At 69.9% G+C, this 13,248-nt stretch carries 9 protein-coding genes and 1 pseudogene; all 10 read right to left on the bottom strand.

The genetic code is table 11. The annotated features are described in order from the left end of the window. Nucleotides 1–125: 125 nt before the first annotated feature. Nucleotides 126–1,337 (bottom strand): 5-aminolevulinate synthase, encoded by a 1,212-nt coding sequence (hemA, locus tag CKO28_RS23275; protein ID WP_200343289.1) that lies wholly within the window; start codon nucleotides 1,335–1,337, stop codon nucleotides 126–128. Between the two features lie 138 nt (nucleotides 1,338–1,475). Continuing rightward, nucleotides 1,476–3,392 (bottom strand): putative photosynthetic complex assembly protein PuhE, encoded by a 1,917-nt coding sequence (gene puhE, locus CKO28_RS23270; protein WP_200343288.1) that lies wholly within the window; start codon nucleotides 3,390–3,392, stop codon nucleotides 1,476–1,478. A gap of 247 nt (nucleotides 3,393–3,639) precedes the next feature. Next, entirely contained in the window at nucleotides 3,640–4,098 is a 459-nt protein-coding gene (gene puhC, locus CKO28_RS23265; RefSeq protein ID WP_200343287.1) for a photosynthetic complex assembly protein PuhC, read from the bottom strand. Between the two features lie 193 nt (nucleotides 4,099–4,291). Continuing rightward, entirely contained in the window at nucleotides 4,292–4,999 is a 708-nt protein-coding gene (puhB, locus tag CKO28_RS23260; protein ID WP_200343286.1) for a photosynthetic complex putative assembly protein PuhB, read from the bottom strand. Further along, nucleotides 4,996–5,787: a photosynthetic reaction center subunit H gene (puhA, locus tag CKO28_RS23255; protein WP_200343285.1), complete on the bottom strand. Its 792-nt coding sequence runs from the start codon at nucleotides 5,785–5,787 to the stop codon at nucleotides 4,996–4,998. Before puhA ends, puhB begins: the two co-directional genes overlap by 4 nt. Before the next feature lie 21 nt (nucleotides 5,788–5,808). Then, nucleotides 5,809–7,251 (bottom strand): BCD family MFS transporter, encoded by a 1,443-nt coding sequence (locus CKO28_RS23250; protein ID WP_200343284.1) that lies wholly within the window; start codon nucleotides 7,249–7,251, stop codon nucleotides 5,809–5,811. Then, nucleotides 7,248–7,964, bottom strand: coding sequence for a magnesium protoporphyrin IX methyltransferase (bchM, locus tag CKO28_RS23245; RefSeq protein ID WP_200343283.1), 717 nt, complete (start codon nucleotides 7,962–7,964; stop codon nucleotides 7,248–7,250). Before bchM ends, CKO28_RS23250 begins: the two co-directional genes overlap by 4 nt. A gap of 19 nt (nucleotides 7,965–7,983) precedes the next feature. Next, entirely contained in the window at nucleotides 7,984–8,880 is an 897-nt protein-coding gene (gene bchL, locus CKO28_RS23240; RefSeq protein ID WP_200343282.1) for a ferredoxin:protochlorophyllide reductase (ATP-dependent) iron-sulfur ATP-binding protein, read from the bottom strand. A gap of 102 nt (nucleotides 8,881–8,982) precedes the next feature. Then, nucleotides 8,983–12,753, bottom strand: coding sequence for a magnesium chelatase subunit H (locus tag CKO28_RS23235; protein ID WP_200343281.1), 3,771 nt, complete (start codon nucleotides 12,751–12,753; stop codon nucleotides 8,983–8,985). Beyond that, nucleotides 12,728–13,248: pseudogene (locus tag CKO28_RS23230) on the bottom strand (ferredoxin:protochlorophyllide reductase (ATP-dependent) subunit B); the annotation flags it as partial. The gene CKO28_RS23235 and the pseudogene CKO28_RS23230, both read right to left, overlap by 26 nt.

Genomic DNA, 13,248 nt, shown 5'->3' with positions numbered 1-13,248 from the left:
ATCCCGCGCCGGTCGATCATCTGGCATACTTACGATACCTCCCAGTGAACGGGAATCCCGCCCGCCCGAGTCAAACCGCCGCACCCAAAGACAGCCATACCGATTCTGTTATCGTTGGGCGTGTCCTAAGCCGCGCACTGCACGCCGAGCTCGGCCCAGACGGTGGCGAGGGCCTCGACCAGGGCGTCGATATCGGCGTCGCTGTGCAGCGGCGAGGGGGTGAGCCGCAGGCGTTCGGCGCCGCGCGGCACGGTCGGATAGTTGATCGGCTGGACGTAGATGCCGTACCGGCCCAGCAGCCGGTCGCTGATCGCCTTGCACTGCTTGGCGTCGCGCACCATCACCGGCACGATGTGGCTCGGGTTGTCCAGGTGCGGCAGGCCGGCGGCGGCGAGGCGCCGGCGGACCTGCTCGACCCGATCGCGCTGCTGGGCGCGCAGCGCGTGGGCGGTGCGCACGTGCTGGACGCTGGCGAGCGCGCCCGCCGCGATCGCCGGCGGCAGCGAGGTCGTGAAAATGAAGCCCGAGGCGTAGGAGCGCACGAAGTCGCACAGCGCGTCGGAGGCGGCGATGTAGCCGCCCATGACCCCGAACGCCTTGCCGAGCGTGCCCTCGATCACCGTCAGCCGGTGCGCCACCCCCTCGCGGTCCGCGATGCCGGCACCGTTCGGACCGTACAGGCCGACGGCGTGCACCTCGTCGAGGTAGGTCATGGCGTTGTAGCGTTCGGCGACCTCGCAGATCTCCGCGATCGGGGCGATGTCGCCGTCCATCGAATAGACGCTTTCGAACGCCACCAGCTTGGGGCGCCCGGGATCGATGTCGGCCAGCTGCCGGGCGAGGTCGTCGGGATCGTTGTGGGCGAAGATCCGCTTCTCCGCGCGGGAGTGACGGATGCCCTCGATCATCGAGGCGTGGTTGAGCGCGTCCGACAGCACCACGCAGTTCGGCAGGCCGGAGGCGAGCGTGCCCAGCGCCGCCCAGTTGGAGACGTAGCCGCTGGTGAACAGCAGGCCCGCTTGCTTGCCGTGCAGGTCGGCCAGCTCGCGCTCCAGCAGGACGTGGTAGTGGTTGGTGCCGGAGATGTTGCGGGTGCCGCCGGCGCCCGCACCGCAGCGGTCGACGGCCGTCTTCATCGCCGCCGTGACGTCGGGGTGCTGGCCCATGGCGAGGTAGTCGTTGGAGCACCAGACGGTGACGTCGCGGGTCGCGTCGCCGTCATACCGGGTGGCGCGCGGGAAGTCGCCGGCATGGCGTTCGAGGTCGGCGAACACGCGGTAGCGGCCTTCCGATTTCAGGCCGCCGATCCGCTCCTTGAAAAAACCTTCGTAGTCCATCCGCGTCTCTCTGCTGCGCCCGGCCGGTGTCGCTGAGATGGCCGGCAGCGCCCGTGTGTTCGCCCGAAGCTGGTCGCTCTAACTGCTTGACGAGAGAGCAAGATGCTGAAAGGCGGCTTCACCTTTCAGCATCTTGCTCTAGCAGGTGCCGACGATCGGCGTGCGGCAGGCTTCGAACGCGGCCTTCAGCCGGTCGCCGTCGACCCGCCGGCCGATCGCCACCACGCGCGGTTCGTCGTCCTGGTGCGGCGCGAAGGCCGCGACCGACGATCGCCCGCCGGCGACATCGAAGTGCACCCAGCCGGCACCGGCCCGCGCGATACCCTTGACCCGCGCGACGTCGCCGAACGCGCCGGAGGCGACCGCGTCCAGAACCGCCCGCAGGCTCTGCGGATCGCACGGCCCGGTCAAGCGCGCGCTCCAGGTGTCCAGGCCGAGCGTCTTGGCCTGTGCCGGCGGCGCGCCCGGCGACGCCCCGCCGGAGACGGCGGCGCGCGACGCGCTGTCCGGCCGGTCGGGCTCTGTCCGTCCGGCCGCTGGGCCGCCGCGGTCGCGCGCGGGAACATGGCGCGCGGCACCGTCGCCGTCCAGCAGGTCCGGCCGGGCGCCGGACAGCAGGGCGACGCTCGCGGCGTCGGGGACGCGGTCGCCGGGCCGGCCGTCGCCGGTCTGGCCGTCGCCGGTCTGGCTGTCGCCGGTCTGGCTGTCGCCGGTCTGGCTGTCGCCGGTCTGGCCGTAGCGGGCGGGCAGGATGCGCGCCGACGGGTTCAGGGCGCGCAGCGTGTCGTAGACGGTCTGCAGGTCGCCGTCGTCGACCGTGTCGACCTTGTTGACGACGAACACCGGGGTCAGGCGGGCCTGCGTCTCGAAATGCTCGGGCAGGCGGGCGTAGTCGGTCAGGAAGGCGCCCGCGTCCACCACGGTGGTCAGGCGCAGGGCGCGCACCAGCGGCTTGATGTCGGCCTGGTCCAGCACGCCCAGCAGGCTCGCGACGTCGGCCACGCCGCTCGGCTCGATCAGCACGCGCTGCGGCTTGTAGGTCACCAGCGCCTCGCGCAGCTGCTGCGCCAGGTCCTGGCGCAGGGAGCAGCAGATGCAACCGTTCGGCAGCTCGACCACCTCGGCGCCGCGGCCGGACAGCAGCGAGCCGTCGACCCCCAGCTCGCCGAAGTCGTTGATCAGCGCCACGGTCGGCACGTCGGGATCGACCGAGGCCAGGGCGCGGCGCAGGTAGGTCGTCTTGCCGGCGCCCAGGAAGCCGGCGACCACGTCGACCTCGAACGGCTGGCCGGCCGGCCGGGACTTCAGGCCCCAGCCCCACAGCTTCTGCGCGGGCAGGGGCAGCATCAGGAACCAGTGCTCCAGGATCGCGAGCGCCATCAGGGTGGCGAGAAAGCTGTAGCCGGCGGCTTCAAAGGTGCTGGCCCCGGGCGCGATCGCCGCGTCGACCAGGTAGACGCAGACCACCGTCGACACCGTCACCGAGACCGGGAACAGCAGGTTCATCGAGCTGCGCTTGGTCAGGAAGGAGCGCAGGAACGTCAGGTGTTCCGGCACGAACTCCTCGGTGACGTTGCGCACGCCCAGGAACACGTTGAGCTTGGCGCTCTGGTGCATCCACCAGAGCACGACGAAGGTCCACAGGCCGATCTGGTTCGGATCGCCCCAGGTCAGCGCGGCCACGATCGCCACCCCGGCCAGGATGGCGAGCTCGTGCCACAGGCTGGTCATGATGGCATGGCCGAAGTGCTTCCAGCCCCGGCAGCCTTCCGGACAGGGATGGGTACGCGGGCCCGTGACGTAGCCGGTGTAGAAGCTGATCTCGACCCAGCCCCAGGCGAGCAGGCCGCAGGCGAACGCGCAGTAAGCCGCCGCCAGGCTGGTATCGTCGGCCGTCGCCCCGATGCCGTAAAGCGCGGCGGCCGCGACGGCCGTGGCGCCCAGCATGCTCCACTTGAAGGTACGGGTCGGCAGGCCGTCCAGGTAGATCACCGCCCCGGTGGAGAACCACCAGAGGAACAGGGCGAACAGCGCTGGCCAGAGGTAGGCGTCCATGGGCGCGCCGAAGGTCCGTGGTTACCGTTGAGCCTGGGCCGTCAATCTCGGGCCTCTAATCTCGGGCCCCCAATCTCGGGCGACTGATCTTGGGCCGTCGATCCAGCGTGATCTATTGTGGCCGGTGCGCGCGGCCAGGGCCGCGACCCGGTGGTGCGGCGGCGCAGGCGCCCGACCGCGGCGGTCAGGATAGTCGGCGCGACGGGCCGTGTGGACTCCCGAAGCCTTCAGGCTGCGGGAGCCCGGCCTACTGCGTGCGCTGCTTGACCGTGGCGACCAGCAGTTCCGCGAACGCGTTGCGGTTGGTCTTGCCGTAAGCTTCCAGGAAGATCCGCTCGCCGGTCGCGGTATCCTTGAGCGACAGGCGGCCGTTCTCCCACAGCGTCAGCTTGAACGGCGGCTTGGACCCGATATCCCGCATCTGCCGCTGCCGGGCGAGCGCGCGCATGGCGCCGCGGATGAAGCCGTTCTCGCCCGGAGCCACGGTCATGACCAGCTCCCCGGTCGCCGCGTCGTAGACCGCGACCGAGCCGTCCGGGCGGTCGTCGACCCGGATTTCCACGCTGGTCCGCGGCTCGCTCTCCGGCTTCCCGGGCAGGTTGAGTCCGGTGATGCTGCCGTAGGCGGCAAACGCCATCGTGATCGCCAGAACTAGACCCGCGCCGATGATCGCCTTGCGCGGGACCACACCACGGTTGTCGCTCATGGCGCTTACGCGTGCTCCCTTGGTTGAGCGGCCGTGCCCGGTGACCGGGCATCGGGCGGCGAATGCGGTGCCGCCGCGCGGCTGCGCGCCGGCCTGGACCGCGGCCGGTGTCGTCAATCCGATGGTGCTCGGCGCGCGGAATGCCGGCGCGCCGTGTCGCGTGCCGCCTCAGCTGCCGGCGCGCTGGAACGGCCTATTCGGCCGCCGAGGCGCGCTGCTGCTGGGGCATCTCCGGCATCCGGCGGTCGTCCTGAGCGCTGGCGGCGCCGTTCGTTTCATCCGTCGTCGTCGTGGCGTCGGCCGCGCGGTCCGACGGCTGCACGAAGTCCCGCAGCGCGTCCGCCAGGACGTTGGCGACGTGGCCCGCGTCCGGCACCTCGCGCACGGTCGGCTCGGCCTGCTTGAAGCGCCACGGCCGGGCGTGCGGCCAAAGACGCAGGTAGGCGATGTTGTTGTCGCCGCGCAGCTTCAGGCTGATGTTGCCGGTGCCGTCCTTGTGCTGCTTCAGGCTGGCCGTGTCGATCACCGTGAACGGGATGTTGTAGGTGATCGGCAGGGCCACGCCGATCCGCATCACCACCCGGCGGTTGGTGATGGTGTAGACGGTGGTCCGCGCGACCAGCCAGGCGAAGCCCTGGAACAGGGCGATCGCGCCGGCTCCGAGCACGCCCACCCAGATCACCGAGGTCGCGGCATCGAGGATGCCGCGACCGTCGGCGATGGCTGTCGCCGCGCCCCAGGCCGCCAGGATTCCGAAATAGAGCGCGATCAGCCGCAGGTTGAACAGGAAGCGCCCCAGGCTGCGGGCGCTCGGAGACCCCTGCCAGAGGATCTCCTCGCCCTCGGGCGGACGCTTCGGCAGCCCCGGGATCGGCTCGAAATCGAAATCGTCGTGGCTCATAGCAGCGGCTCCGCGCGCTCCGGCATGGCGTGCAGGTGACCGCCCCCGAAGTAGCCCATCACCTTGTCCTCTTCCAGGCGGGTGATCTGGGAGCTGCTCTTCAGGGTCGGCGCGTCCTTGAACTGGCCTGCGGTCACCGACTTGACGTTGACCCACTTCATCCGGGCGTTGCCCTTGATGGTGGTCAGGAAGAACGGCACGTGGATTCGCTTTGAGGCCTGATCGGTGCCGCATTCGACCTCGAGGTAGCGGATAATCTGCTCCGGCCGGTCGATCCAGATCTCCTTGACGGTGCCCGCCTTCTCGCCGTCGGCGCAGTACACGTCCATGCCGCGGGGATCCGGGTCGCCGTCGATCACGTCCCAGCCCTCGGCCTTGCTCATCGGCACGATCTTGGGCTCGTTGTGCCAGGTCATCTCGGGCGTGTCGTGCCGCTGGGCGTACGACGCCGCGCCGATCTGGTCCTTCATCGGATCGCCGGTCGGGATCAGCGGGGCGCCGGGGAAGTTGCCCGCGGGCTCCGCCGGGACCGGGCGCTCGTCGCGCTCGTAGTTGGGCGCGAAGTAGGTGCTGCCGTCGGGCAGCAGGAAGCGCTTGGGCTTGGGCATCGCGGGGAAGCCCTGCACGGTCACGCGGCTGGTGTTGTCGGTGCGGTCGGACTCCAGCGGGTAGCCCTCCCGCTTGTCCTCGCGGCGAATGTAGATGATCAGGCCCGCGAAGAAGATCCAGAAGACGTACAGCACCAGCTGTGCGACGTCGATGTATTCGGTAATGGCGCCAAAGGGCATGGCTCTACTCCTTGCACTTGCCTAGCCGGGGAATTCGGCCAGACCGAACTTCCGTTGCGACGTCTTTTCGTTCGACCGCCGGGCGGGACGCACCAGCGGTCCGACCGCGACCAGGGTCGCGAACAGCAATAGGATCTCCAGGTGGTAGACGACCCCGTAGCCGGTGCTGGCCTGGTTCATCGCCGGGCCCAGCGCCCCGGACGATGCGAGGTCGTTCACCACGTCCCGAATCGCGCCGCCCAGCGCGATCGCGCAGCCCATCGAGGTCGCCTGCACGGCCCCCCAGGCACCCAGCGCGATCCCGCTCTCGCTGCCCTCGGCCATCTCCATGACGGCCGTCAGGGTCGACACGCCGAACAGCCCGCCGCCCAGGCCGATCAGCACCGCACCGACGCGGAACATCGTCGCCGAGCCGAGCGGTGCGGCGAAAATCACCAGGGAGAACGCGACCAGACCGATCAGCACCCCCACCGCCGCCAGGCGGTAGTGATCGCGTCCCTTGTTGAGTTGTTGGGCGGCCAGCATGAAGCCGACCAGCATGCCGCCCGCCAGCAGGGCGGTCAGCAGCGTGGTCTGGCTCACGCTCAGCCCCAGCACCTCGCCGCCGTAGGGCTCCAGCAGGATGTCCTGCATCGAGAACCCGGCGGTGCCCAGGCCGACCGCCGTCAGCAGGCGCCCGGTGCGGCCCTGCGCGCGGAACGCGCGCCAGGCCTGGGAAAAGCTCGGCCGGTCGCGGTCGGGTGCGGTCAGCTCCTTGTTCCGGGCCTCCTGCTTCCACAGCGCGACGCAGTTCAGGATCACCGTCACCGCCGCGGCGCCCTGGATCACCTGGATCAGCTTCATCTGCCCGAAGTCGGTCAGCAGAAGGCCGAACGACAGCGCCGCGGCGACCATGCCGACCAGCAGCATGACATAGAGCAGCGCCACCACCCGCGGACGCTTGTCCGGCGGCGCGACGTCGGTCGCCAGTGCCAGGCCCGCGGTCTGGGTGGTGTGCAGGCCCGCGCCGACCAGCAGGAAGGCGATGCCGGCCGCGCCCTGGCCGACCCAGCCCGGCACCTGCTGCACCGTGTCGCCCGACAGCACCAGCAGCGCGAACGGCATGATCGCCAGACCGCCGAACTGCAGCAGCGTGCCGATCCAGATGTACGGCACCCGCCGCCAGCCGAGCAGCGACTTGTGGGTGTCCGAGCGGAAGCCGACCAGCGCGCGGAACGGCGCGAACACCACCGGCAGCGCCACCATCAGCGACACCAGCCACGCCGGCACGCCCAGTTCCAAGATCATCACGCGGTTCAGCGTACCGGTCAGCAGCACCACCGCCATGCCGACCGACACCTGGAACAGCGACAGCCGCAGCAGCCGGCCGAGCGGCAGTTCCGCCGAGGCGGCGTCGGCGAACGGCAGGAACTTCGGTCCCAGCTGCTGCCAGCCCTGGGCCAGTTGCGCGTTCAGCTTGTTCATCGCGGCAGCACCTCCAGCGCCTGGGAGGTATAGAAGAAGTGGCCGATCCGCCGGGTCCGGCCCGGCCGCCAGCCGGCCAGGCGCGGCTCGCGCGCGATCAGCTTCTTCAGCTTGGCCTCGCGGATCGGCTCGATCGCCGGCGACTTGTCGCCGCGCGGGAACAGCTGGCCGCTCATGTGCATCAAGGTCAGCGGCAGGGTGCGGGGCGCGAACGTGACCAGCAGCTGGCGTCCGGCCATCGCCGCCAGGTTGGCGATCATCGCGGCCATGTCGTCGGGCTTGTAGTGGATGATCGAATCCATCGCGACCACGTGGTCGAACGTGCCCAGCGCCCGATCGGTCATGTCGCCGACCCGGAAGTCGACCGCGCCCGGCTTGGCGTGGCCGGCCTCGACCGCCTCGGCGTGGCGCTGCCGGCCCAGGTCCACCAGGGTTGGGGAGATATCGACCGCGACCACCTCCGCCCCGCGCCGGGCCGCCTCGACCGACAGCATGCCGGTGCCGCAGCCGGCGTCCAGCAGGCGCCGGCCGGTCAGGTCGGCGGGCATCCAGTCCAGCAGCGTGCCCCGCATCTGCGCGCGCCCCTCCCGCACGGTGGCGCGGATCCGGCTCACCGGGGCATCGGAGGTCAGGCGCTGCCAGGCGGTCGCCGCGGTACGGTCGAAGTACTCGGCGAGCTGGCTGCGGCGCTGCTGGTAGCTGGCGTTCGTCATCGTCCGGTCCCGAACTGCCTTACTCGAAGCCGAGCAGGTCGAAGATCTCGCGGTCCTTGAGCGGCGTGGGCTCGAGCGGATCGCTGCCGTCCAGCAGCTTCTGGGCCAGCGCCATGTAGTCCTGCTGGACCAGTTCGGCGTCCTCGCCCTCCATCTCGAACAGCGTCCGCTTCTTCAGCCGGCTCCGGCGGATCACGTCGTAGTCCTTGATCTGCGCCATCGTCTTGAGCCCGGCCGCCTCGTTATACAGGTCGAGCTGGTCGGTGCCGTGCGAGCGGTTGCAGATCGCCCCGCCCAGGCGGACCTTGTAGTTCTTCGACTTCGCCTGGATCGCGCCGACGATCCGGTTCATCGCGAAGATGCTGTCGAAGTCGTTGGCGGTGACGATCAGCGCGCGGTCGGCGTGTTGCAGCGGGGCCGCGAAGCCGCCGCAGACGACGTCGCCCAGGACGTCGAAAATCACCACGTCGGTGTCTTCCAGCAGGTGATGCTCCTTCAGCAGCTTCACCGTCTGGCCGACGACGTAGCCGCCGCAGCCGGTGCCCGCGGGCGGGCCGCCGGCCTCGACGCACTTCACCCCGTTGTAGCCGTCGTAGACGAAGTCCTCGAGGCGCAGCTCCTCGGGATGGAAGTCGACCGACTGCAGCACGTCGATCACCGTGGGCATCAGCTTCTGGGTCAGCGTGAAGGTGCTGTCGTGCTTCGGATCGCAGCCGATCTGCAGTACCCGCTTGCCCAGGTGCGAAAACGCCGCGGACAGGTTCGACGAGGTCGTCGATTTGCCGATGCCGCCCTTGCCGTAGACGGCGAACACCTGCGCGCCCTGGATCTGGTCGCGCGGGTCCAGTTTGACCTGGACGCTGCCTTCGCCGTCGCCCCCGTCGGGGCCGCCGCGTCGTGCGGTAAGTGTGCTCATCAGGCTCTCCCTTGTTGCCCAGCCGTGCCATCCCACAAGGGCGGCGTGTTGGAACTCCTGGCGGCTTTCCAGGATCGTCTGAGTGATGAACCGGGGCGTCGGTTACGCCGCGGCTTCGTCGATTCCCTCGAGCCGGTCCTCGAGCTCCTCGCCGAAGCGCCGCAGCGCCTCCAGCGTCTCGTCGTCCGGGGTCCAGTAGTTGCGCTCGTGCGCCTCGATCAGGCGGTTCGCCATCCGGGCCGAGGCGGCCGGGTTCAGCTGGGCCAGGCGCTCGCGCATCTCGTCGTCGAGCACGAACGTCTGGGTCAGGCGGTCGTACACCCAGGGCTGCACCTGACCGGTCGTGGCCGACCAGCCCATGGTGTTGGTGATCTGCGCCTCGATCTGGCGCACGCCCTCGTAGCCGCTTTCCAGCATGCCCTCGTACCACTTCGGGTTGAGGCTGCGGGTGCGGGTCTCCAGGCCGACCTGCTCGCCGATCGTGCGCACCTTGCCTTTGCCGGTGGTGTGATCGCCGATGTAGACCGGCACTTCGCCGTTCTTGCCGGCGTGCGCGCCCGCGGCCTTACCCTTGTCGCGCTGCGCCTTGCCGGCGGCGCGGCTGATCGAGCCCAGCGTGTCGAAGTAGTAGCCGATCGAGGTCACGCCGACCTCGGTCGAATCCAGGTTCTGGTAGGCCATCTGGACGTCGCCCAGCATCCGGTTGAGCAGCTCGGGCCGCTTCACCGGGCCGCCGGAGACGCCGTAGGCGAAGCACTTGCGCTTGGTGTAGGCCTCGGCCAGCTCGTCCTCGTCGTTCCAGCGGCCGTTCTCGACCAGCTGGTTGACGTTGGAGCCGTAGGCGCCCTCGGCGTTGGAGAATACCCGCAGCGACGCGGTCTCCAGGTCGACGCCCTGCTGCTCCATGTAGGCGAGCGCGTGCTTGCGCACGAAGTTCCACGCCGGGTCTTCCTCGGCCTGCGCGGCCAGATAGGCCGCCTCCGCCAGCAATTTGGTCTGCATCGGCAGGAGGTCGCGGAAGATGCCGGACAGGGTCATCACCACGTCGATCCGCGGCCGGCCCAGGGTCTCCAGGTCGGTCAGCTTGGCGCCGGCCAGCCGGCCGTAGCTGTCGAACCGCGGCTCCGCCCCGATCAGGCTGAGCGCCTGGGCGATCGGCGCGCCCTCGGTCTTCAGGTTGTCGGTGCCCCAGAGCACCAGCGCGATCGATTCCGGATAGCCGTTGCCGTCGGCGCGGTAGCGCTCGACCAGCTGGTCGCCCTGGCGCCGACCGTCGTGCATGGCGAACGCGCTGGGCAGGCGGAACGGATCGAACCCGTGCAGGTTGCGCCCGGTCGGCAGCACGCTCGGCTTGCGCAGGAAGTCGCCGCCCGGTGCCGGCGGGGTGAAGCCGCCATCGAGCGCGTGCAGCACCGCCTGCGTCTCGGTCTGGGTCTTCAGCTGCCGGTCGATCTCCTGCAATTCGCGCGCCCGGTCGAGCGCGACCTGATCGCGCTTGCGCCCGCCGGCCTGCAGCGCCTGCTCGGGCGCCTGGCCGTCGACCAGCGCCTCGATCGTGGCGTAGGGCAGGGAGGTCTTGCCGTCCGCCTCGGCGTCGCTCTCCACCATCGCGGTCAGCATCTCCACGCGCTGCGCGGCGGTCGGGGCCGCGCCCAGGGTGTGCAGACCGTACGGGATCAGCGTGTTCTCCAGCTCACGCACGTCGGCGTGCAGCTGGTAGATCTGCTCCTCGGCATCCGCCGGGGCCCAGGCGGCTTCGGCCTCGTCGGCCATGTCCAGCTTGACCGCCTGCGCCTGGATCAGCTCGACCAGCTGGTCGCGCTCGCCCTGCTGCTCGGGCGGCAGCGAGCGGTAGCGCTCGATCGAGTGCTTGAGGTCGAGCAGGTCCTTGTACAGCCCGGCGCGCGCCAGCGGCGGGGTCATGTAGCTGATCAGCGTGGCCGCCGAGCGGCGCTTGGCCAGCATCCCCTCGGAGGGGTTGTTGGCGGCGTACAGGTAGAAGTTCGGCAGGTCGCCGATCAGCCGGTCCGGCCAGCAGTCGTTCGACAGGCCGGTCTGCTTGCCGGGCATGAACTCCAGTGCCCCGTGGGTGCCGAAGTGCAGCACCGCGTGCGCGCCGAAGTCCTCCTTGATGTAGCGGTAGAAGTTCGAGAAGTCGTGGGTCGGCGCGAAGCCCTTCTCGAACAGCAGGCGCATCGGGTCGCCCTCGTAGCCGAACCCGGGCTGCACCCCGACGAACACGTTGCCGAACTGCGCGCCCATGACGAACAGGTGGCGGCCGTCGGCGTTCTGCCGGCCCGGCGCCGGGCCCCAGGCGGCCTCGATGTCCTTCAGCCAGGTCTCCCGCTTGACGTGCTGGTCGACCGGCGTGCGGTGGTGGACGTTGGCAAGCGCGCCGAACCGCTCGGCGTTGCCGCCCACGATCGCCTCGCGCAGCGCGTCCACCGTTTCCGGCACCTCGACCGTGTAGCCGGCGTTTTTCAGCTCGCTCAGCGTGCGGTGCAGGCTCTGGAACACCGACAGGAAGGCCGCGGTGCCGGTCGCGCCGGCGTTCGGCGGGAAGTTGAACAGCGCGATCGCCAGCTTGCGGTCCTTGCGCGCCGACTTGCGCAGTTGGATCTGCTTGTCCACGCGCCGCGCCAGCATGTTGGCGCGCTCGGGATGGACGTGCATGTCGCGCACCTGGCCGTCGTCGGCGTGGATCGACCGGCCGCCGAACACCATCGAGCCGGTGGCGCCGTCCAGCTCGGGGATCGCCACCATCATGGTGGCCTCGACCGGCAGCAGGCCGTTGTCCGACTGCTTCCAGGATTCCATGGTCTGGAATTCGACGGCGTGCGCGGCGATGTAGGGCACGTCGAGCTGCTTCAGCATGGTCTCGGCCGCGTCGGCGTCGTTATACGCCGGGCCGCCGACCAGCGAGAAGCCGGTCAGCGAGACCACCGCGTCGACGGTCGGCTGGCCGCCCTTCATGAAGAAGGTCTCGACCGCCGGCCGGTTGTCCAGCCCGCTCGCGAACGCGGGCACGACCTCCAGCCCGCGCGCCTCCAGCGCCTGGATCACGCCGTCGTAGTGCTGGGCGTTGTTTGCCAGCACGTAGGAGCGCATCAAGAGCACGCCGACGCGCGCCTTGGACCCCGACAGGCGCGGCAGGTGCGCCGCGTCGCCGGCGATCTTGTCCGTCATCCGCGGATGGTAGACGCCGACGTCCGGGTACTCGCGCGGGGCCGGCGCGGACAGCGCACCGGCGAGGTGCGCGCGCTGGCCGGCGGCGTAGCGGTTGACCAGGAAGCGCACCATGTTGGCGACGTTCTCGGTCGAGCCGGCCAGCATGTACTGCAGGGTCAGGAAGTAGGCGCGCACGTCCTGCGCGGTGCCCGGGATGTAGCGCAGCATCTTCGGCACCCGGCGCAGCATCGCCATCTGCTTGCTGCCGGAACTGCTGCCGCCCGACTTCTTGGAGCCCTTGAGCCGCTTCAACAGCTTGATCGGCCCGGACTGCTCGCCGCTCATGTCGAACTGGCCGATCCGGGTCAGCTTGATGATCTCGCCCGCGCTCATCGCGCAGATCATCGCATCGCAGCTGTCCCGGCGGGCCTGCAGGTCGGGCAGCACCGCCTGGATGTGGTCTTCCATGAACAGCATGGAGGCGATGATGATGTCGCCCTGCGCGATGTCCTCGCGGCAGCGCTCGAGCGCGTCCGGGTCGCGGTTCCACTCGGTCGCTGCGTGCAGGGTCAGTTCCAGACCCGGCAGCTCGCGCTGCTGCAGCTGGCGGGCCGCTTGTTCGGCCGCGCTCGCCAGGTGGGTGTCCAGCGTGACGATCACCACGCGGAGCGGCGTGTCGCTATGAGCCGAAGTGCGCTTTGGCATCATACAGGGCCTCGACCGTTATCTGGCTGAGCCCGCACTCGCGGGCGTATTTTTCCGTGTTCCGGCGGGCTTTGCCGCGCACGAAAAACGGGATTTTCTTCAACTCAGTCTCTGCGTCGTGCGTCCAGGGCGGCGAGTCGGCCGCGCTTGCGCCCGCGGCCGCGTCGTTTGCGGCCGGGGCCGGCTCCGCGCCCGCCGTCTCCAGCTCCCGGTGCGGCGCGGCGGTGTCGGCCGCCGGCTCGGCGGCCGGCTGCGGCGCTTCGATGCGCGCGCCGGGGCCGTGGTGGGACGGGCGGGCGTCGTCGTTGAACTCGAAGTCCTCGCGGAACATGCCGAGCAGGTGTTCCTCGAGGCCCATCACCAGCGGGTGGACGAAGGTGTCGAACAGCACGTTGGCGCCCTCGAAGCCCATCACCGGGGAATAGCGCGCCGGGAAGTCCTGCACGTGCACCGGCGCGGAGATCACCGCGCAGCCGATGCCGAACTTCTTGGCGA

Origin of the sequence: Rhodovibrio sodomensis (assembly GCF_016583645.1) — a bacterium.
Lineage (GTDB): Bacteria > Pseudomonadota > Alphaproteobacteria > Kiloniellales > Rhodovibrionaceae > Rhodovibrio > Rhodovibrio sodomensis.
The sequence above is the reverse complement of the archived record's forward strand: the minus strand, read 5'-3'. Positions and strand labels throughout refer to the sequence as shown.